Source organism: Atopobium sp., from assembly GCF_034113385.1.
Lineage (GTDB): Bacteria > Actinomycetota > Coriobacteriia > Coriobacteriales > Atopobiaceae > Atopobium.
Window position 1 is genome coordinate 110224 of record NZ_JAXEXL010000011.1, and the last position, 21622, is coordinate 131845.

The following is a 21622-nucleotide window of genomic DNA, read 5'->3' on the forward strand; positions in this document are numbered from 1 at the left end:
TCATGCCCAATCGCAGTTCAAACATATCCCGTAAAGGCAAAAAGTCCAACGCGAGTGCCAATCGTGGAGCAGGTGCTCGTCGTAATGATGCTCGTTTGTTTGCCTCAAGCACAGCCATCAATGACATCATTGGTGTTTTGATTGCTGTTGTTGCACTTGCACTCGCACTCGCACTTCTTTCTCCTTCAGATGCACCAGTAACTCATCTTACCGGTCAGGCGCTTATGCAGGGGTTTGGTGCGGGTGCTCTCTTAGTGCCCATTGCTTTGTTTTTGTATGCACTTACATACTTCATGTCGTCTGATGGGCCTATTTCTCATCGTATCGCCCTGGGTCTTACGCTCATTGTAGTTGCGGTTCTGTCGATATTATCGGTACTTGTACCTGGCATAGAAACTAACCCAGCCATAGTCTTCCAAACAGCCGTATTGCTCAGAGCTGGTGGATATGTAGGTGGCGGTGTTGCATGGGTATTAGTTTCTTTGTTAGGTAAACTGGTTGCCTTGGTTGTTTTAGCTGGTGTCGTGATTGCTGGCATTATTGTTTGTGGCTTCTCGATAAGTTCTGTGGTTGCAAATTTGCAGGATAAAGCTGCAGATTTTCGTGAAGCTGCCGCAATCAGAAGAGAAGAAGCGGCAAAGCGCGCAGCGCACAACAAACTTGAACGTGCTCAAGAGTATCAAGCAGTGCCGCATAATGCGCGTGCTGCAAGTAATGAGCCTGCAACTACCTTTATTGGAGCACGTAAAACTACGGTTATTAAGCGCAATGATGCTTCAAAAGCAGAAGAGGCTTCTACTCCAGCAACTACGGTGCTTAAACGCAAGAAAAAAAATGTTTCTCAGAATGAGACAGCAGCTGTTGGGGATGCTGCACCTTCTAACAATAAGCGCACGACAAAAAATGAAACAAGCAGTCCAGCGGCTATTCCCGGCTTTTTGCAAAACGCATCCGCCCAGGATCAAAAGGCAAAGAACTCTACAGCTCCAAAGGTGGATCCTCTGCGCGAACGTGCTGGTCAGCTCGATGGCGCCTTGCCACCTATTGACATGATTAAACGGGGGGAGCGTTCGGTATCTCATGCCGTGAGCTCTGATGAGCTTTCTGCAACAGCTACCAAACTTCAATCTACGTTGGAAGAGTTTGGTCTTGTGAGTAGGGTAGTGGGTTGGACTAGTGGACCTGCTGTTACGACGTTTAAAATTGAGATGGGCGAAGGTGAGCGTGTAAACAAGATTCGCAATCTTGAAGATGACATTGCTCTTTCACTGGCAGCAAAATCTGTTCGTATTTTTGCGCCCATTCCTGGAACCTCGTTGGTTGGTATTGAAATCCCAAATAAGGCAACGCAGCCCGTGTATTTGGGAGATGTGCTCTCTCATGTAACAGGTGGTCCTTTGGAGGCGGCATTTGGTCGTGACTCTGAGGGTGCTCCCGTTGTGGTAGATATAGCTGCGCTGCCCCACTTGCTTGTTGCAGGTACGACGGGCTCCGGTAAGTCCGTTCTTCTTAACAGCATTGTTATGACCATGCTGATGCGTGCTACGCCTGAAGAACTGCGTCTTATTATGGTTGATCCTAAGCGCGTAGAGTTTACTTTCTATGCAGGGCTTCCTCATTTGTATGTACCTGTTGTTACAGAACCCAGGCAGGCTACCAGTGCCCTGCAGTGGGGCGTGACCGAGATGGAACGTCGTCTTAAGGTGTTTGAACACTACAAAGTTCGTGACATCAAGTCGTTTAATAGGCAGGTAGAGAGTGGTAAATTGTCCGAGATGGACAATCCTCCCAACAAAATGCCGTACTTTGTTATTGTTATTGACGAGCTGAGCGATCTTATGATGGTTGCCGGCAAAGACGTTGAGTCATCTATTGTTCGCATTGCTCAGCTGGGCCGTGCTGCGGGCATTCACCTGATTGTTGCAACACAACGTCCTTCTGCCGATGTGGTAACAGGCCTTATTAAGGCAAACATCGATAACCGCGTAGCTCTTTCTGTTGATAACAGCATCAACTCGCGTATCATTTTAGATCAGACGGGTGCCGAGAAGCTTTTGGGTCGCGGCGATATGTTGTATAAGCTTCGCGGCCGCAAACCCAAGCGTGCACAGGCATGTTTTGTCTCTGAGGCAGAAGTCGAACAGGTGGTTGACTTCATTAAGGAACATCATGAGGCAGATTATCATGAGGATATCTTGTCTGCCGTAGCACCTGGAAAGCCAAGTGCTGGTGGGGCAGATGTTGCTTCTGATGATGATCCTTTGGTGTGGGAAGCAGCACAAATAGTTGTGGATTCGCAGCTTGGTTCTACCTCTGGTATTCAGCGCAGGCTTAAAGTTGGTTATGCTCGTGCTGGACGTATTATGGATATGCTTGAAGCAAAAGGGGTTGTTGGTCCTCCGGATGGTTCAAAACCCCGTGAAGTGCTTATTGACGCAGACGGACTTGAGGAACTTCGTGCTGCAGAGTCTGAGTATAGGGAGGTGTAGTCATGACATATCCACGCTTTAGTGAAATGTTGCGCAATCGCCGCAAACAGCTTGGTCTATCTATTGAGCAAGCTGCTCGCGTACTCAAGCTTAAGGAGCAGGCACTTATCGCTTTTGAAGAAGCAGACTTCACCTCCATTCCAAAGTCTGGTTATGCTCAGGGCATGCTTTCTTCATATGCGCGCTACTTGGGTCTCAATGCCCGTGAAGTGGTCGATCAGTTCCAAGAAGATTTATATGAGCATACCAACGGTGTTATGTCTCATGAGCTGCGCCGTCGCACACGTGATGGTGTACACGGTCGCGGTCCAATGGAGGCGTCAAGCTACGAACTGCCTATTGTTGGTAGGCGTTCAGCCAACACTCGCTTGCCAGAACCACCTCATTTACTGCCCGAGAACCCCTTACTCGGGCGAACGGGTTCCTTTGATACTACCTCGCAAGCGCGTTCACGCTCTGAATTGTATCAGCAGGGTAGCTCTGCCATGCGTAGCTATGATGACACTGCCACCAATATGATGTCATCTGCAAATACGTCATATCCGCAGGGCCGTCCTTATACCAGCAGTTCTGCCTCTTCAGCATATACAAGCCCTCGACGCTCTTCTCGACGTTCTCGTAATGCGGCTGCTTCACAAGATAATCAAGCTCGTGTCCGTACTCCACGTACTGGTGATGTGGTTTCTCGTCGTCCAGCGTCTGATCAATACACGGATGATTTGCGTATCGAGAATAACGCGCGTAGGTATGAGTCAGCTTCTTCTCGTCAGGGTAGACGTTCGTACCGCAACATTGCGTCAACCAATCGTCCTTCAGTCAAGCGCAATGATGAGCTGCAACGTAGACAGTTGCGCAATAGGCGTTCTAACACAACCCCTCAAGAGCCTGGAATACTTGGGTTTTTGAGTTACTTTTTCTCTGACAGAATTCGTGCCATGATAAGCATTTTGATAGCTTTGGCAGTGCTGCTTATCATCATAGTTTTTGTAGCGGTTCGTTCTTGTACTAATCAAGTAACCAATACCAAGAAAACCGTTGCTGTTTCTACGGCAACTACTGCTGCCTCTAGTACAAGTGCTGCAAGTAGTGCTGCAACAACCAGCGCCGCCGATACCCCTGCTGCTACCACGACGGCTCCCGTTACCGAGACCGTAGTAAAGGTGTCAGTGGGAGAAGGCTCAGTAACATGGTTAGAGATTACCAATGACGGAATCTCTGAGGTTGCGCAAACCGTCACAGGCCCTTGGTCAAAGACCTATACCGTTACCAAGGAAATTACTATTCGGGTTAATGACACTTCTGCAGTAAGCATAAGTAAAAACGGAGAAAACGTGCGCTTTGATGAGCGTTCTAATGGTGTAGGCAGCATTACTATCCAGGGCACCAATCCCAATGCTGCTACAACAGAGGCTGCAGATGCTAACTCTGACACCAAGAGCACCACTGCTTCCGACTCTTCGTCTCACTCGTCTTCGGGCACCCAGTAAAGGAGCATCATTATGGCAAAAGATTCTAGTTTTGATGTTGTATCTACGGTAGATATGCAAGAAGTTGATAACGCATTCCAACAGACCGCACGTGAACTTACGCAGCGCTATGACCTCAAAGATACAGGTGCCACAATTGAGCTTTCTAAAGCAGATGGCATCATTACGGTTCATGCTCCTTCCGAGTTTACTGCTTCACAAGTAACTGATGTGCTTAATAGCAAGCTTGTTAAACGTAAGGTTGACCTTAAGGCTGTTCGCTGGGATAAGCCTCAAGCTGCAACGGGTTCTTCTGTGCGTTTGATTGGTCATATTGTGCAAGGTATTGAGCAGGAACTTGCCAAGAAGATTTCCAAGGACATTCGTGATCAGAAGCTTAAGGTTAAGGCTACCGTAGAGGGTGATAAACTCCGCGTTACTTCTGCTTCTAAGGACGCTTTACAACAAGTTATTAGCTTCCTTCGTGAAAAGGATTACAATCAGCCTCTTCAATTTGTTAACTATCGTTAGGACTATGCCTTTATGCCATCTGTTTGTTATGTCACGCTCGGTTGTGCAAAAAATGAAGTAGATACGGATCGCATGCGTGCGCTCTTGCGTATGAGTGGCTATAACGATGCTACGGACGTTGAGGATGCAGATATTGTCCTCGTCAATACCTGTTCTTTTCTCGCCAGTGCTACGACAGAAAGTATCGAGACAACCCTCGAGCTTGCCGAAGATGCCGCTTCTGGCGTTCGACAAAAACCCATCATCATGTGTGGATGTGTTCCGTCTCGGTATGGCAACGCGCTTCCTCAGGAGCTACCTGAAGTTGCTGCTTTTGTACGCACCGATGAAGAAGATGGCATTGTTGACGTCGTTTCCGGTGTTTTAGGTATCGAGAAACGCTCTTCTGTTGCAGATCTTTCAGAGCTGGCTTTGCGTACGGTAGATGGCGCAAGCGCCTTTGTAAAAATCTCTGATGGTTGTGATCGTTTTTGTGCCTTTTGCGCCATCCCTTATATCCGTGGTCGTTATGCCTCAAGGTCGGCACAAGAGATTCTAGATGAGGTGCACACTCTTATGGAGGGTGGCGTTCGCGAGATTATTCTCATTGGCCAGGATACTGGTGTTTGGGGCAATGATGTAGAAGGTCCGTACGATTTAGCATGGCTTTTGCGTCAGGTTGGTGAAGCAGCACGTCCTTACCAAGGCTGGGTTCGTGTTTTGTACCTGCAGCCTGAGGGCATGACAGACGATCTTATTGCTGCTATTCGAGATACTCCTGAGGTTTTGCCTTATATTGATATTCCCATACAACATTGCTCAGGTTCTGTTCTTAAAGCAATGAATCGCACGGGTAATGCCAGCGAGTTTCGTAAGGTATTTGCTCGTCTTCGTCATGAGATTCCAGGTATGGTATTGCGCACCACAGCACTTACTGGCTTTCCTGGAGAGACAGAAGAAGACTTTGACGAGCTTATGAGTTTTCTTTCTGAACAAGAGTTTGATTACACCTCAGTGTTTACCTATTCACCTGAGGAGGGTACACGCGGCGCAAAGATGTCCAATCAAATTGACGAGGCAGTAAAACTTGAACGTACTCAAGCTTTGATTGACGTGGTCGAACAGCTTGGTTTTGCTGCCACTGCCAAGCATGTAGGCGAGCGTGTACAAGTTATTATCGATGGCGTTGAAGAAGGAGACCATGGTCCTGAGCTTATTGGTCATACCTGGTTCCAAGCGCCAGACTGCGATGGTGCTGTTCATATTGCATATGGTGAGGCAGCAGTGGGTGATATTGTAACGTGTGATTTGGTTGATTCGTTCTGTTATGAACTTATTGGTGAAATTGTAAACACTGCAGATGAGGAAGCATAACGTATGAGCACTAATTCTTCTTCCAACAAGACTGGTTCTGGCATTCGTTGGACTGCTGCAAATATCGTAACAACCATTCGAGTTGTTCTTATCCCCGCATGGATTTTGATGGCAGAACTTATTCCTGCCAAGAGCAATGGCACGGCAATTAACTGGGGTGGTTTTGCTGTTTTTGCCTTTTTTACCTTTTTGTCACTTACCGATAAAATTGACGGTTATCTTGCCCGGAGCAGGGGAGAGGTAACAGTTTTTGGCAAGTTTCTTGATCCAATTGCAGATAAATTACTTGTGGTAACAGGTATGGTTTGGCTTTTGGAGCAAAGCATTGTTCCTGCCTGGAGTATCGTGCTTGTTATTTCTCGCGAGTTTCTAGTTTCTGGCCTGCGTATGGTTGTTGCTTCCAAAGGCACTGTTATTGCAGCAAGTAACCTTGGAAAGTGGAAAACGGCCACTACAATGATTGCCTTATGTGGTTATATGCTTGCTCTAACGCTTCCCGCAGGCATACCTTGGCTCATCTTTTTTGGAACTTCCACCGTAAGTTTTTATAGTGCAATGATTCTTACTGCATGGTCCGGGATTGATTACTTTATTAAGTCTTGGAGTTCCTTAGGCGAGGAATAAACGTATGGTGGCTCTAACAGACTCGCTCAATCAAGATAATTTAGAACTTGCAGCACGTGTTGTTTTGCAAGCACGTACTACGCATCAACAAATAGCTACTGCGGAGTCATGTACAGGAGGGCTGGTAAGCGCAGCTCTAACATCCGTAAGCGGATCAAGTACTGCTATGCGCGGTGGAATTGTTAGCTATGCCGTCGAAGTAAAGCATGATGTGCTTGGTGTAGATTCTCAGGTTCTTTCTACGGTGGGTGCCGTATCTTCTGAATGTGCTCAGCAGATGGCACAAGGTGTTTCTCAAATCCTTAAGGCTGACGTTACGGTATCAGTTACGGGCATTGCAGGACCTAGCGGTGCAGAGCCTGGTAAACCTGTTGGTACTGTTTGGTTTGGCGTATGCACACCAAATACTGTTACGAGTTTTGTAAAACATTTTGATGGTGATAGAGCCGCCGTACGCCAACAGGCCGTGTACGTTGCGCTCCAGGCTTTACTAGACGGTCTTGCTGATTGTTAGGTTTATGTTGTCAGTTGTTTGGTATCTGTCATATGCTTCTTGCAAAATAGAGCGTACCCATTGACACCGAACAAGCGTTCGTATATTCTCTTTCATGAGAGAAGGGAGCCCTATGGCAAAAAGCAAAGGCCTTAACCGCGAGGTTCACGCAAAAACAACTGGTGAAGAGCGTGAAAAAATGATTGATACCACCACCGCAGAGATTGAGAAGCGCTTTGGTAAAGGTGCAATCATGCGTTTTGGTGATGGTGGTCCAGACCTTGAGGTAGAGGGTATTCCAACTGGTTCGATTGCCTTAGATGCCGCTCTTGGCATTGGCGGTGTACCACGTGGTCGTATCATAGAGATTTATGGTCCAGAGTCTTCTGGTAAAACCACTCTTTCCCTAGAAATACTTGCAGAGGCACAGGCACTTGGTGGTGTCGTAGCCTTTATTGATGCTGAGCATGCCCTTGATCCTGGCTATGCTGCTCGCATTGGTGTTGATATTGATGATGTTCTTATTTCTCAACCAGATACTGGTGAACAAGCTTTAGAAATTTGTGACATGCTTGTTCGATCTGGTGCCATTGACGTGGTAGTTGTGGACTCTGTAGCTGCTTTAGTCCCTCGTGCAGAAATTGAGGGAGAGATTGGCGATACAACAGTGGGTCTACAAGCTCGTTTGATGAGTCAAGCTTTACGTAAACTTGCCGGGTCTCTTTCTAAATCCAATACCACTTGTATCTTCATTAACCAGCTTCGCGAGAAGATAGGTGTCATGTTTGGTAATCCAGAGACTACACCTGGAGGTCGTGCGCTTAAGTTTTTTGCTTCTGTACGTATGGATATCCGTCGTATTGATGCCATTAAAGAAAGTGGAGAAGTTGTAGGCAATCGCGTGCGGGTAAAGATTGTCAAAAACAAGGTAGCCCCACCATTTAAGCAGGCAGAGTTTGACATTATGTATGGTACTGGCATTTCTAAGGAAGGCTCTATCTTAGATATGGCTGTAGATTATGACATTGTCAATAAGTCTGGTGCTTGGTACACCTATCAGACGGAACGTTTGGGACAAGGACGTGAAGCTGCCAAAGAATTCTTACGAACCAATCCAGATTTATGCCTAGAGATTGAACATAAGGTTCGTGAGGCTTGTGGCCTTGAGCTTAGTGATGAGCCTGTGGGTGCGCCCATATTGGATAAAGAATAACCACCGTGTCTTGTAATACTTTTTCATGGGATTGTGAGCTTCCAGAACGTACAACTGCTGTTTTGGGGGCTCGCAAACCTAAGGCACAGCTGCATATTACTTCGGATGCAACCGGCCAAGAAACACTGTATATTCCGGTTGCAGTTGCTCGTAAATTAATAACCGCTCACAAAAAAGATGAGATTGCTCCTCAGTCACGTGCTGAGGTGCTTTATGAGCTCAATCGCTTCTCAGAGAGTTGTGCTTTTTCACGACTTACCAGCATGATTGATAGGAGAGATTATTCGACTAAAGAAGCTTCTAACAAGTTAGCTTTGGATGGCTATTCACAAAAGAGTATTGAGTACGCTGTTAAACGTGCCATTGAACTTAACTTTCTTAACAATCAACGTTTTGCAGAGGTATTTATTCGTTCAAAGTTATCTATGGGATGGGGAAAGCTACGCATAGAGCGCGAGCTGTCCAATAAGGGCATTGATATAGTGGAAGTTTCTGGCTGGCCCGATGATTTTTATGAAGAGCAAAGTGAATCCGACCGTGCCTATAGTTTTATCTGCACAAAAGCTATCCCAGAAAAACAAGCCTATCAAAAGTTGATGAGAAAACTCATATCACGTGGTTTTTCTTATGCTTCAGCCTCTGATGCGGTCAAGCGCTATCTTCAAGAATAGTTTTTTCACATAATTTTTAATAAACTTCATGGATTACTGCATTTGCGCAGGTAGGTTAAATAAAAAGATTTGACAAGTTTGCCTTCTCTACCTACGATTAGAGAGTCATTTGAGTTTACTTACGTCTGCCATAGGTTGACGTTTTATATATGTTTTGATGAGTTTTTTGCCAACTATATAGCGGTCCTAGGTGCTCTTTTGACGGGTTCAATCCGCAAAGATTGATTCCTGAACTAACTTAACATATTTCTATAGGAGAGCAGTTTTATGGAACCGATTTCTATCTTGATTGGCATTGTGTGCCTCATTGCAGGCGCAGCGGGTGCCTATTTCATTGCAAATAGTGCCCACACCAAACGTGTACAAGAAGCACAGGCAAAAATTAAAGAAGCAGAAGATAAGGCCAAGCAGATTCATACAGATGCTCAGCGTCAAGCAGAGACGTCTCGTAAAGAAGCTGTTCTTGAAGCTAAGGAAGAAATCCTGCAAATGAAGCAGGCTTCCGAGAATGAAGAGCGTCAGCGCAAAAGCGAGCTTCGCAGCATGGAAAATCGCATTATGCAACGCGAGGAATCTCTTGATCGTCGCAATGATGCACTGGATAAGCGTGAGCGCCAACTGTCAAACTTGCAAGGTCAACTTGATCGTAGGCGCAATGATTTAGACGGTATTATCTCTCAGCAAACTACAGAGTTGGAGCGTATTTCTGCACTCACAACGGATGATGCACATAAGGAACTTCTTGACAGGGTTCGTAAAGACACCATCAAAGAAGAGGCTCAGATACTGCGTGAGTCTGAGACCCGTGTACGTGCAGAAGCAGAAAAGACGGCACGCAAGATTGTTTCTATTGCTATCCAACGCTGCGCATCTGACCAAGCTGGTGAGATTACCGTAACTTCCGTGCATATCCCTTCTGATGATTTAAAGGGTCGCATTATCGGTCGTGAAGGCCGTAACATTCGCACTTTTGAGCAAATCTCCGGCGTTTCTTTAGTTATTGATGACACGCCCGAGACCGTAGTGCTTTCAAGTTTTGATCCTGTGCGCCGTGAGACTGCTCGTGTTGCACTCGAGAATCTCATTGCAGATGGTCGCATTCACCCTGCTCGCATTGAAGAGATGTACAAGAAGGCAGAGGAGCTTGTCAATCAGCGCGTCCAAGAGGCGGGCGAGCAGGCTGCATTTGATTGCGGCATGCATGACTTGCATCCAGAAATCATCAAGATTCTTGGTAAGCTTCGCTATCGTACTTCGTTTGGTCAGAATGTTCTTCAGCACTCCATACAGGTTGCAGAGCTTTGCGCCATTATGGCTTCTGAGCTTGGTATTGATCCTACTCCTGTAAAACGTGCTGGTCTTTTACATGATATTGGTAAAGCTATCGACCATGAGGTTGAAGGTCCTCATGCTGTTATTGGAGCAGACTTTGCTCGTCGTTATGGTGAGCGTGCAGACATTGTGCACGCCATTGAAGCGCACCACGCTGACATTGAACCTAACACCATCATGGATCTTCTCGTTCAGGCAGCAGATGCCATCTCTGCCGCTCGCCCCGGTGCTCGTCGTGAATCTGCAGAGAATTACATTAAGCGCCTTGAAAAGCTCGAGACTATCTCAAATGCACATGAGGGCGTTGAGCGTACCTACGCCATGCAAGCTGGTCGTGAGCTGCACGTCATGGTAGAACCTCAAAAGATTTCTGACTCTGAAGCCACTGTTTTGGCACATGACATTGCTCAGCAAATCGAGGATGAAATGGAATATCCCGGTCAGGTTCGCGTTGTTGTTATTCGCGAGTCGCGTGCTGTAGATATTGCTAAGTAGGCTATGAGCACAACTTCTCAAAAACATACTGACTTGCTCGATTTTGTGGAAACACTTTCGGGCGATAAAACCCTTCGCGTTGAGGAAAACTTAGGCGAGGGGTTTGTCCGTCTGCGTGTGGCAGAAGCTGAGCGTCGCCAAGCTAAGCATGATATTCGCTGTTCAGAAGATGTCATTGTTGAGATGTTGCGCAATTCCCGTGATGCGGGAGCACGTCATATTTACGTGGCCACTACACGCGATAAAGATTTGCGCACGATTGTTATTCTTGACGATGGCCAAGGTATCCCTGATTACATGCATAAGAAGGTCTTTGACGCTCGCGTAACATCTAAGTTGGAATCAATGCATATGGATCGTTGGGGTGTGCATGGTCGTGGCATGGCGTTATATTCCATTAAAGAAAACTCCACTGAAGCTCATGTCATGTCTTCTGATGTGGGTAAAGGCTCTTCTATTCGAATAGTGACTGATACTTCTCAACTTTCTGAACGAGCAGATCAATCCACGTGGCCACAAATGGGCCTTGACGATGAGGGCAACCAAAGTGTTATTCGTGGCCCTCACAATATCGTTCGTACCTGTTGTGAGTTTGCATTAGAAGAACGTCCTCACGTTGCGGTATATCTTGGATCTCCTGCAGAAATAGTTGCAACTATTCGCGCGCGTGTTCGTCCCGAAATTGATGATTCAGAACTGTTGTTTATTGATTCCTTTGAAGCTTTACCCGTGCTGCATAGACTGTATGCGGCAGCTGATGCTGTTGACTTGCAAGAAGTTGCTCAAAGTCTTGGGCTGGATATTTCAGAACGTACGGCTCATCGTATTCTTGCACATCAGATTAAGCCACAGCGCAGCGTTGTTGCACAGCTCACACATTCAGCTGATACTGTCGGAAATCATGAGATAGATCTTCTTAAGGATCGTCGTGGCCTTAAGATATCAAACGATGACCTCGATGATTTTTCTCGTCTGCTTGAACGTGATTTTGAACTTATTGCCAGTCGTTACTACGTATCACTTGCAGGGCAACCAAAAATCAGAGTCTCAAAGAATCGTATTTCAGTGAGTTTTGAGATAGATAAAGGCGATTAACTGCATTTTTAATCTTCCGTTTATTTTGTCCAAACGGTATCGTAAAATTGAACGCGCATAAATACAGTACACACACGCTTATCTAAACCACTTTGCAGGAGTCGTACCCATGGAGTATCTAAAAGTATCAAGCAAATCTTCGCCCGCATCTGTTGCAGGTGCTATTGCTGGCATGGTTAAAGATGGGACTCCTGTAAACATGCAATGTGTTGGTGCAGGTGCTGTTAACCAAGCAATTAAAGCGTTGGCCATTGCTCGTGGTTTTCTGATTCCTACCGGTATTGATATTTCTTGTGCTCCCACGTTTTCTGATATTTCCATTGGTGGAGAAAACCGCACAGCCATCCGCATTGCTGTGTATGTACATCGCCTTGCTGCGCCACCAGCAGAAGCTTCTGTTGAGTAATTTTTTGTTTTTGGAGAGAACTTTTTAATGGCTGATTTCCCTGTTCTTGTGGGCAAGACCTACTCTATTAAAACATTTGGTTGTCAGATGAATCTACATGATTCAGAGCGCGTTTCTGGTCTGTTAGATTCTATGGGCATGAATGAGGCTTCTTCAATGGAAGAGGCTGACACAGATATTTTTATGACTTGTTGTGTTCGAGAAAAAGCCGATACACGTCTGTATGGTCAGGTTTCTTCACTGGTAAGTGCGCCTACTCCCGCGGCTGGTAAGCGTGTTGTTGCAGTTGGTGGCTGTATTGCTCAGCGTGATGGTGAAAACTTGCGTAACAATATCCCTAATGTAGATGTTGTATTTGGTACGCAGGCTATTCAAAACCTGCCTCACCTGCTCACTGAGGCATTCAGCTCTCACAACCACGCTACTATTTATGCTGACACAGAAGAAACCTACAAGAACTTCTCGACAGAACTGCCTAGCAATCGTGCTCAATCATTCCATGCATGGCTACCCATCATGACGGGATGCAATAATTTTTGCAGTTATTGCATTGTGCCTTACGTGCGCGGCAGAGAAAACAGTCGTGATATGGAAGATATTGCCATAGAGGCAGAGCATCTTGTTCATGATGGCGTTCGTGAGATTACACTGCTTGGCCAAAACGTTAATTCTTATGGTCGCAACCGCTATGGCGAGCCTCGTTTTGCAGAGCTTCTTCGCCGTGTTGGTAATACGGGCATTGAGCGCTTGCGCTTTACTTCTTCACATCCCAAGGATTTGTCCACGCAAACCATTGCTGCTATGGCGGAAACCCCAGCTGTTATGCCACACCTTCATCTGGCTGTTCAAAGTGGTTCTACAAATGTACTGCGCAAAATGAATCGCCGCTATACACGAGAAGACTATCTACATTTGGTGAACAATATTCGTAATGCTATGCCTCATATTGCTCTGTCTACCGACATTATTGTTGGTTTTCCAGGAGAGACAGAACAAGACTTTAACCAAACACTTTCTTTAGTGGAGGAAGTGGGCTTTTCTTCTGCCTTTACGTTTATTTATTCCAAACGTCCCGGTACTCCTGCCGAGAAAATCATGGATTCCACTCCTCATGAGGTAATCCAAGAGCGTTTTGAGCGGCTTACTCAATTAGTGAGCAATTTGTCCTATACCTCTAACCAAGCTGACCTTCATACAACCTCTGAAGTGCTTGTAGAAGGTACCTCAAAGTCAGATAAGAACGTCATGGTTGGTCATAGTCGCAAAAATCAAACGGTTCATTTCCCAGTACCGCAGGGTCAAGCTGCTCACGATCTTATCGGTAAGATTGTGGATGTAGAGGTTGATGAAGCACGTACCTGGTATTTGCGCGGCTCTATGGTTGGTGCCGCTCGATGACCATTCCTGTTGTCTGCATTGTTGGCCCTACGGCATCTGGTAAAAGTGCTCTGGCTGATGTATTAGCAAAGCATTTTTCCGTTCCGGTCATCTCTGTAGACGCTATGCAGGTGTATCGAGGCATGGATATTGGCACTGCAAAGACTCCCATCCAAAACCGTCGTGTAGAATTGCAAATGGTTGATGTCTGTAATGTGAGCCAAAACTATTCTGTTGATATGTTTCAAAAACAGGCACGACAATGCGTTGATGTCCTTTTAAACGAGCATCGACAGCCTGTATTGTGTGGTGGTACAGGACTGTATCTTGATGCTGTTATTGATGAGATGGAGTTTCCCTCAGGAGATGTCCAAAGCCCTTCTCGAGAGAAATATACGCGGTTTCTAGAGAAGCACGGCACTGATGCGCTTTATGCGCTCCTGCAAGAAAAGGATGCCGTAAGCGCCAAAGAAATACACCCTCATAACACGCGTCGTGTCATTCGTGCGTTGGAGTTATACGATCAAGGACTGTCATATGCTTCCATTCATGATGGTCTTCATGCGAGGACGCCACACTATCCAGTTTTGATTTTTGGACTTACACGCAAGCGAGAAGAACTGTATGCTCGTATTAATACACGTGTTGATTGCATGTTTGAACAGGGCTTAGTGGATGAAGTTCGTAGTCTTCTTGATCAAGGTTTACGAGATTCCAAAACAGCTTCTAAGGCGATTGGGTATAAAGAGATTATTGATGCGCTTGACGGGTTAACGTCACTAGATGAAGCACGTGACTTGATTAAGCTGCACACAAGACGATATGCAAAACGTCAGCTTTCTTGGCTTAAGCGTGATAAAAGAACAATATGGCTGTCTTTAGATGACATGACCCAGCAACAGGCTTTTGAGTACATCGTGCACTCAATTAAGCAATGGAAACAAGAACGGTGCCAACATGGCTAAAGCTCAACGTTTTAAACCCATCCCAACTGCACCAGTGCCCGAGCGCGCAATTTTAGTGGGTGTAGATTTTGGAAAAGGGGAGTGGAGCGTTGAAGAATCCTTATCTGAGCTTGAGCGATTGGCACAAACTGATGGTGCAGAAGTTATTGCCCGTCTTACTCAAAAACTTGATACTCCTGTTCCAAAAACATTTATTGGCTCTGGTAAGGCTCAAGAACTTGTTAGTCTAGTTACGCGTCTTGAAGCAGATGTTGTTATTTTTGACGATGAGCTTAGCCCTTCTCAACAGGCAAATCTTGAGAAAATCCTGGGATCACACACCAAGGTAATTGATCGCACGGCGCTCATCTTGGATATTTTTGGTGTTCATGCAAAAACGCGAGAGGGACGTTTGCAGGTACAGTTAGCTCAGCTGCAATACCTGTATCCTCGCTTGCGCGGCATGTGGAGTCACTTAGTAGGAGAACAAACGCGCGGAGGTATTGGTAGTCGTTTTGGTCAGGGTGAAAGTCAGCTTGAGGTAGATCGCCGCTTGGTAAGAAAACGTATTGGCATGCTTAAAGACGCACTAGCAGATTTAGACGTGCGTCGTGCTACACAAAGTAAAGCACGTTGGGAGTCTGGCGTCTGGCGGGTTGCTTTAGCAGGTTACACCAATGCAGGTAAATCAACGCTACTCAACAGGCTTACTGGTGCAGAGGTATATGCAAAGGATGAATTGTTTGCAACGCTTGATCCCACAACACGCTCACTCAATTTATCTGAAGGTAGAAAAATTACGCTTACAGATACCGTAGGGTTTATTCAAAAACTTCCTACCACACTTATAAAATCTTTTAATTCAACTCTTGCAGAAGTTAAAGCTGCAGACCTTATAGTAAAAGTTGCTGATGCAAGTGATTCTCATGTAGTAAAGCAACTTCAAGCCGTTGATGAAGTATTACAGCAAATTGATGCTCAGGATATCCCTTCACTTATTGTCCTTAACAAGTGCGATGTCATTTCTCCAGAACTCAAACGTACTTTGAGCGTTACCTTTCCGGCAGCTGAGTTTGTTTCCGCTTATAAAGGCACCAATATGGATGGTCTTCTGTATCGCATTGCTAAAGAGGCATCTGCAGGCAATAGCGTTATAACTGTGCGTATTCCATACGATAAGGGCATCTTGCTTAAAATGGTCCATGAGCAAGCACAGGTCATTCGCGAAGAATATCATGATACAGGACTTATTGCTACCATCAGCGTTTCTGCTCGTATGGAGCAAACCCTTGAACCTTATAAGATTATTGCTCAATCATGAGTTGATGAGTTGTAACAGTCCCAGCAAGAGCGGTTGATGCAAAACATATATGAGTAGTGCATGTTTGCCAATATGTTCTAGTGGCTTACATCGTAACTTACTAAACCACTCTGGTATTCCAGTTGTTTGCCAAGAGGTACAAAATGACCAGCCTGCAAAATATATAAGGCTATACGGCAACACGGGATAGTAATCTCCAGAAGTAAACCCTGGTCCAGGCAAGCCAAGCCAGTTTAAATAGGGAGTGGAATATAGCTGATAGGGAAGAGCATATTGAACTCCAAATAAGCCAATATGGCCTTCATTCAGATGTAGTAAGCATATAAATATAAGAAGGAGCAGCACACTTAGCTTAAATCCCTGAACTTTAATCTTGGTGTATTGCAGGATTCCAGCTATACCAGTAGATGCTCCAAGACAATAGATAATTCCAAAGCTTATGGGAGTATCGAGCGAAGCAATGCTAGTAACACCATATATAGTGAATGCAAGTATGAGCAATTTGCCAGAACGTTTGATGTTGTTTTTTGAATAACACACCATACATCCTGCAATGAACAAGAACGTCCATGAAATGCTATTACGCCAGATATCCTCAAAGGCACCGCTAAACCAAGGCAGTGTATTGTTAGAAAAGTTTGTTAAGTCATAGCACAGGTGGAAGGCCACCATAGATATAACAGCTATACCTCTCAAAACATCAAAGCCATAAACTCTTTTAGTTTGGTTCTCTTCCATTATTTTATTAGGAAATAGAACGAATGAGCGCAGTTACTCTACCTAAAATCTTAGGATCCTTAACATAAATGGGGTCCATGGTGTCATTTTCTGGCTGTAAACGAACGCGATACTTTTCTCTATAAAATGTTTTTACCGTTGCAGAGTCATCAATAAGTGCCACAACAATCTCTCCGTTATGAGCATCTGACTGCTCTTTTACAACAATATAATCTCCATCAAAGATGCCAGCGTTAATCATTGAGTCACCGCGAACGCGAAGAATAAACGAACTGTAATCACCAACGATACTCGTAGGCAAGGAGAGATTTTCTTCTACATTTTGCTCGGCCAAAATGGGTTGTCCAGCTGCAACTCTTCCCACAACAGGCAGAGAAATAAGATTGTTAGTAACATCAAGCGATACAGTAGCCAACTTTGCATGAGATGCTGGTTTAGATTGAGCATCTTCTTGCTCAGGCATAACGCCAATTGCACGAGGCTTCTTAGAATCACGATGGATGAAGCCATTATCCTCAAGATATTTTAGATGCATATGAACAGTAGAAGGTGATGCTAAACCAACCGCACGCCCAATTTCACGCACTGAAGGCGGAAAACCATGGGTTTGAGAATAGACACAAATGTAGTCATATATCTGCTGTTGACGTGCACTGAGCTTTCTTGTAGCCATTTTATCCTCCTCGGTACTGTAAAGAAATACTACATCTGTTCTAAAAAATATGCAAACATTTGTTCGTTTTTACTTGACAAGAACATATGTTCGTACATACTTAGTAACAAGAACATCTGTTCTATTTCTAATAGTGTCTGAGCACTCCTCTATAAATGACTCAGAAACCAACGGAAAGAGGAGAAGGATATGAAAACTGGTCGTACCTATGTTACTTATACATCTGATGGCTCTGCTGCATGCAAGCCTGTAATTACTCAGTTTACGGTTTATGAAGGAGGTCTTCATAAACCCGTACATGAGGTACAACCTACTTCTCGTCAATCATCTTCTATGCGTCAGGCAGTATCTGACAAATTGTTTACTATAGCTACTCTTAGCATTCTTATTGCGTTATTTGTTGGTACAGCACTATATGGCAATGCTATAGCGGCATCACAACGTACTGTTGGTTTTGACACTATCCACACAACAGAGATTTCTGTACAACCAGGAGAATCCCTTTGGACTATTGCAGCCAACCATGGTGTTGAGGGTCATTCCACAAAAGATGTAGTTACTTATATTTCTAACAAAAATAATTTGTCTAATTCAATGCTAACTATCGGTCAAAAGTTAATTGTTCCTGCATCAGCATAAGCGCTTTTGTATTGCTTGTGTTTGTAATTATAAATTAACACTATATATAGTGTTTCATATGCTTGTTTATGCTATTGTCCTTTTTGAAGAAAATCATTTTCAAAGATAAAAGGATGTGTCCATGCGTTGTCCAAAGTGTGGCCATGAGGAGTCACGCGTTGTAGATTCACGTTCATCCGATAACGATGCAATTCGTCGTAGGCGAGAGTGTGAGCATTGCCACCATCGCTTTACTACGTATGAGCGTCGTGAAGAGACTCCTCTTACGGTCATTAAGCGTAATGGTGTTTGTGAGCCCTTTGATCGTCAAAAACTCATGCGAGGTCTTATCGCTGCTACCGTAAAACGTAACATTTCTACGACTGAACTTGATGAGTTTATCGATAGGATTGAGTCAGAAATCCGCGATACCAGTAAAACTGAAATTCATTCTTCTGAATTAGGCAGTCTTGTTTTAAAGAAACTTCTTTCTTTGGATAAGGTTGCCTATGTTCGTTTTGCTTCCGTATACCGTGATTTCAAAGATCTTGAAGAGTTTAGTAACGAGCTGAGGAGCCTTTCTGATGAGCAATAATCACATTAAACTAGCCATCAAAAAGCTTGACCCAACTGTTGAGTTGCCTGCATATGCCTACGAGGGTGATGCTGGCCTTGATTTGCGTGCCAATGAAGATGTTACTCTTCAGCCTTTTGAGCGGCGCCTTATTGCCACAGGTTTAGCAATTGCCATCCCAGATGGCTACGCTGGCTTTGTACAACCACGAAGTGGCTTAGCACTGCGAGAAGGCCTTTCTATGGTTAATACTCCTGGTCTTATTGATGCACACTATCGCGGTGAACTTAAAGTGTGCGCAATTAACTTCGATAGCACACATCCCATCCATGTCAAACGTGGAGAACGTATCGCACAACTAGTTATTCAGCAGGTTCCTACGGTCACGCTTGTTGAGGTAGACGAGTTAGACACAACGGATCGTGGAACTGGTGGATTTGGTTCTAGCGGCGTTAACTAACGCCGTGGAATAGCCTGGTTACACAGGCCTTTTTATTGTCCGTCGTTTGACGTAGAGAGGGAATTCCTAATGGAACAGTTCTTTCACTTGGAAGAGAGGGGATCGTCAGTAGGACAAGAGCTTCGTGCAGGTCTTACTACCTTCCTTGCAATGGCGTATATCATTGCAGTTAACCCAGCTATTCTGGGTAATCCAGAAGTTCCGCTTTTGGCTTCTATTCCAATGAATGCACTTGTAACTGCCACATGCGTTGGCGCAGGTGTAATGACCATTTTGATGGGCTTGTTTGCAAACCGTCCCTTGGCCTGCGCCTCTGGTCTTGGTGTAAATGCCATGATTGCTGCTGCAGCAACTGGCATTGCTGGTGGTGACTGGCACGCTGCAATGGCAGTCGTCTTTATTGAGGGCATCGCCATTCTAATCCTGGTTTTGGCAGGTCTTCGCGAGAAAATCATGGATGCCATTCCTGTTTCTTTGCGTCATGCTATTTCCGTCGGCCTTGGCCTGTTTATTGCCATGATTGGCCTTGTAAACGCTGGCATTATTGTTCCGGGTGTTGGCACCATTGTTGGTTTAGGTGACATCCACAGTGCTTCTTTTCAGGTTGGCATGATTGCAATTGTAGCCACTTTGATTTTCTCTGCACTTAAAGTAAATGGTTCAATTTTACTTGGCATCTTGGTAGCTGTTGTTGCTGGTATTCCTTTGGGTGTAACCATGGCTCCAACAGGTATTGTTTCTGGTCTTGACTTTTCTACCTTTGCGGCACCTTTTCAGTCTGATGCACAAGGTGTTATGGGTATTGTTAAGGTTCTTACAAGCCCCACGCTTCTTATTTTTGCATTCTCCCTTATGATGTCAGACTTCTTTGACACCATGGGTACTGCTCTTGCAGTTGCAAAGCCTGGTCAGTTCCTTACTGAAGACGGCAATGTAAAGAATATCAAGGAAATCCTAATTGTTGACTCTTGCGCGGCTGCTATGGGCGGTTTCTTTGGTGCGTCCTCCATTACCACCTTCGTTGAGTCCACTGCTGGTGCTGCAGATGGTGGTCGTTCTGGCTTAACCTCCGTTACCACTGGTGTTCTTTTCATTCTTGCCGCATTTTTTGCGCCACTCATTTCTGTTGTAAGCACTGCTGCTACCTGCGGCGCTTTGGTATACGTTGGCTACCTCATGATGACTGAGTGCATAGAAATCGACTGGACAAGCTTAATCGATGGTTTCCCTGCATTTATGATTGTCGCAGGCGTATGCATGACTTACTCCATCTCTGATGGTATTGGTATGGGCTTCATCTCATATGTTGTAATTGCCTTAGTAACAGGCAATGCCAAGAAAGTTAAACCCATGATGTGGGTTGCAGCACTTGCATTCTTGGTTTACTTCTTAATGCACTAAGCACTACAAAGTACCACATAAGAGGCTCGGTATTCCGAGCCTCTTTTTTTAAGAAGAAAGGGGAGAGAATGGCAGGCTCACAGCGAGAAACCATTGGTGTTGATGATCGTGTTTCTGTTGCCCGTGCAATTCCTCTGGGAATCCAACATATGATGAGTATGTTTGGATCAACCGTTTTGGTTCCCATGCTCACGGGACTTCATCCATCAATTGCCATCATGTGCTCTGGCATTGGTACCATATGCTACCTACTCGTAACACGCAATAAAATCCCCAGCTACTTAGGCAGCTCATTTGCTTTTATTAGTCCCATTGTTGCCGTTGGTGCAACTCAGGGGCTTGATGCAGCTCTCTCTGGTGTTGTTGTTTCTGGACTGGTGTTTTTACTCTTTGCGGCAATTATTAAACTTATTGGCACCAGTTGGATGGATCGAATCTTACCACCAGTACTGGTAGCAAGCGTCATTATTGTTATTGGTATTGGTCTTTCCGCAACTGCTGTAAAAATGGCGTTTAACGCAAGTACGGATTCTTTCCAAACAATTGGAACAATTGTTGCAGGTATTACCTTATTAGCAGCAGTTATTTTCTCAAGCATGCCTGGTCTTATCGGCACCATTCCCGTACTGCTTGCAATTGTTGTAGGTTATATCTGTGCGGCATGTTTTGGCTTAGTTGATTTTAAACCAGTGCTTGATGCTGCTTGGATTGGTCTTCCACAAATCCATACCCCTCGCTTTGACTGGGGTGCTATTGCATTGATTGCTCCAATTGCTGTGGTAGTTGTTATTGAACATATTGGTCATTTGCTCGTGGTAGGTGAGGTAGTGGATAGAGATTATCGCTCGTTGTTGCCTCAATCACTTGCTGGTGATGGCATTGCAACTACAATTGCTGGTTTTCTTGGCGGGCCTCCTACTACTACCTATGCCGAAAATATTGGTGTTATGAGTGTTACACGAGTCTATGCTACTCAGGTTTTTTGGTATGCAGCTGGATTTGCACTGGTAGTTGGTGGTTTTTGTCCAAAACTTGAAGCTCTTATCGAGAGTATTCCTACGCCTGTAATGGGAGGTGTAAGCCTGCTCCTTTTTGGTCTTATTGCATCAAATGGTCTTCGTACACTAGTAAGTAACCAGGTTGATTTTTCAGAAAATCGTAACTTGATGATTGCTTCAGTAGTCCTTATTGTGGGCGTAGGTATGGAAACTGCTGGTATTGCAATTCCAGTAGGCTCGTATGAACTTCCCGGTATGGCTACCTCTGCCATTGTGGGCATTCTTTTAAACTTGCTGCTTCCACAAACTACCGAAAAAGATACAACCTCCACTGCTAGTGAATAAATTGT

General features: G+C 45.0%; 21 protein-coding genes. 19 read left to right on the forward strand and 2 right to left on the reverse strand.

What is annotated here, in order from left to right; genetic code table 11:
* Positions 1 to 2 precede the first annotated feature (2 nt).
* From SPD80_RS03070 to hflX, 14 genes are all read left to right on the forward strand, one after another.
* A complete protein-coding gene (locus SPD80_RS03070; RefSeq protein ID WP_320828442.1) occupies positions 3 to 2489 on the forward strand; it encodes a DNA translocase FtsK in 2487 nt (828 codons plus the stop codon).
* A 2-nt stretch (positions 2490 to 2491) separates the two neighbouring features.
* Entirely contained in the window at positions 2492 to 3976 is a 1485-nt protein-coding gene (locus SPD80_RS03075; protein WP_320604741.1) for a helix-turn-helix transcriptional regulator, read from the forward strand.
* Positions 3977 to 3988: 12 nt separating this feature from the next.
* Complete coding sequence (locus SPD80_RS03080) at positions 3989 to 4486, forward strand: YajQ family cyclic di-GMP-binding protein (RefSeq protein WP_320828444.1); 498 nt, start codon at positions 3989 to 3991, stop codon at positions 4484 to 4486.
* Between the two features lie 12 nt (positions 4487 to 4498).
* A complete protein-coding gene (gene rimO / locus SPD80_RS03085; RefSeq protein WP_320828446.1) occupies positions 4499 to 5839 on the forward strand; it encodes a 30S ribosomal protein S12 methylthiotransferase RimO in 1341 nt (446 codons plus the stop codon).
* A 3-nt stretch (positions 5840 to 5842) separates the two neighbouring features.
* Entirely contained in the window at positions 5843 to 6463 is a 621-nt protein-coding gene (gene pgsA, locus SPD80_RS03090; protein ID WP_320604747.1) for a CDP-diacylglycerol--glycerol-3-phosphate 3-phosphatidyltransferase, read from the forward strand.
* A 4-nt stretch (positions 6464 to 6467) separates the two neighbouring features.
* Positions 6468 to 6977: a CinA family protein gene (locus SPD80_RS03095; protein ID WP_320604749.1), complete on the forward strand. Its 510-nt coding sequence runs from the start codon at positions 6468 to 6470 to the stop codon at positions 6975 to 6977.
* A gap of 112 nt (positions 6978 to 7089) precedes the next feature.
* Entirely contained in the window at positions 7090 to 8169 is a 1080-nt protein-coding gene (gene recA, locus SPD80_RS03100; RefSeq protein ID WP_320828448.1) for a recombinase RecA, read from the forward strand.
* A 5-nt stretch (positions 8170 to 8174) separates the two neighbouring features.
* A complete protein-coding gene (locus tag SPD80_RS03105; RefSeq protein ID WP_320604753.1) occupies positions 8175 to 8840 on the forward strand; it encodes a regulatory protein RecX in 666 nt (221 codons plus the stop codon).
* Positions 8841 to 9107: 267 nt separating this feature from the next.
* The gene (gene rny, locus SPD80_RS03110; RefSeq protein ID WP_320604755.1) at positions 9108 to 10667 is read left to right on the forward strand and encodes a ribonuclease Y; all 1560 of its coding nucleotides are present in this window, start codon (positions 9108 to 9110) and stop codon (positions 10665 to 10667) included.
* A gap of 3 nt (positions 10668 to 10670) precedes the next feature.
* The gene (locus SPD80_RS03115) at positions 10671 to 11762 is read left to right on the forward strand and encodes an ATP-binding protein (RefSeq protein WP_320828450.1); all 1092 of its coding nucleotides are present in this window, start codon (positions 10671 to 10673) and stop codon (positions 11760 to 11762) included.
* 109 nt (positions 11763 to 11871) lie between these two features.
* Complete coding sequence (locus tag SPD80_RS03120) at positions 11872 to 12168, forward strand: stage V sporulation protein S (RefSeq protein WP_320604762.1); 297 nt, start codon at positions 11872 to 11874, stop codon at positions 12166 to 12168.
* Between the two features lie 27 nt (positions 12169 to 12195).
* Positions 12196 to 13566: a tRNA (N6-isopentenyl adenosine(37)-C2)-methylthiotransferase MiaB gene (gene miaB / locus SPD80_RS03125; protein WP_320828452.1), complete on the forward strand. Its 1371-nt coding sequence runs from the start codon at positions 12196 to 12198 to the stop codon at positions 13564 to 13566.
* Entirely contained in the window at positions 13563 to 14510 is a 948-nt protein-coding gene (gene miaA / locus SPD80_RS03130) for a tRNA (adenosine(37)-N6)-dimethylallyltransferase MiaA (RefSeq protein ID WP_320828453.1), read from the forward strand. Before miaB ends, miaA begins: the two co-directional genes overlap by 4 nt.
* Entirely contained in the window at positions 14503 to 15810 is a 1308-nt protein-coding gene (gene hflX / locus SPD80_RS03135; RefSeq protein WP_320604768.1) for a GTPase HflX, read from the forward strand. The genes miaA and hflX overlap by 8 nt, the downstream gene beginning before the upstream one ends.
* On the opposite strand, the gene SPD80_RS03140 is transcribed toward hflX, so the two are convergent.
* Complete coding sequence (locus SPD80_RS03140) at positions 15805 to 16548, reverse strand: heparan-alpha-glucosaminide N-acetyltransferase (protein WP_320604770.1); 744 nt, start codon at positions 16546 to 16548, stop codon at positions 15805 to 15807. The two genes, hflX and SPD80_RS03140, sit on opposite strands and share 6 nt — an antisense overlap.
* A 7-nt stretch (positions 16549 to 16555) precedes the next feature.
* Positions 16556 to 17221 (reverse strand): transcriptional repressor LexA, encoded by a 666-nt coding sequence (gene lexA, locus SPD80_RS03145; protein ID WP_320828455.1) that lies wholly within the window; start codon positions 17219 to 17221, stop codon positions 16556 to 16558.
* A 189-nt stretch (positions 17222 to 17410) separates the two neighbouring features.
* Here lexA and SPD80_RS03150 point away from each other — a divergent pair, with 189 nt between their 5' ends.
* The 5 genes from SPD80_RS03150 (at position 17411) to SPD80_RS03170 (ending at position 21617) form a co-directional block, all read left to right on the forward strand.
* Positions 17411 to 17860, forward strand: coding sequence for a LysM peptidoglycan-binding domain-containing protein (locus SPD80_RS03150; protein ID WP_320604775.1), 450 nt, complete (start codon positions 17411 to 17413; stop codon positions 17858 to 17860).
* A 121-nt stretch (positions 17861 to 17981) separates the two neighbouring features.
* A complete protein-coding gene (gene nrdR / locus SPD80_RS03155) occupies positions 17982 to 18434 on the forward strand; it encodes a transcriptional regulator NrdR (RefSeq protein WP_320604777.1) in 453 nt (150 codons plus the stop codon).
* Positions 18424 to 18873: a dUTP diphosphatase gene (gene dut / locus SPD80_RS03160; protein WP_320604779.1), complete on the forward strand. Its 450-nt coding sequence runs from the start codon at positions 18424 to 18426 to the stop codon at positions 18871 to 18873. Before nrdR ends, dut begins: the two co-directional genes overlap by 11 nt.
* Before the next feature lie 69 nt (positions 18874 to 18942).
* Positions 18943 to 20274: an NCS2 family permease gene (locus tag SPD80_RS03165; protein ID WP_320604781.1), complete on the forward strand. Its 1332-nt coding sequence runs from the start codon at positions 18943 to 18945 to the stop codon at positions 20272 to 20274.
* Positions 20275 to 20342: 68 nt separating this feature from the next.
* On the forward strand, positions 20343 to 21617 hold the full coding sequence (locus SPD80_RS03170) for a uracil-xanthine permease family protein (RefSeq protein WP_320604783.1): 1275 nt from the start codon (positions 20343 to 20345) through the stop codon (positions 21615 to 21617).
* Positions 21618 to 21622: the final 5 nt, after the last annotated feature.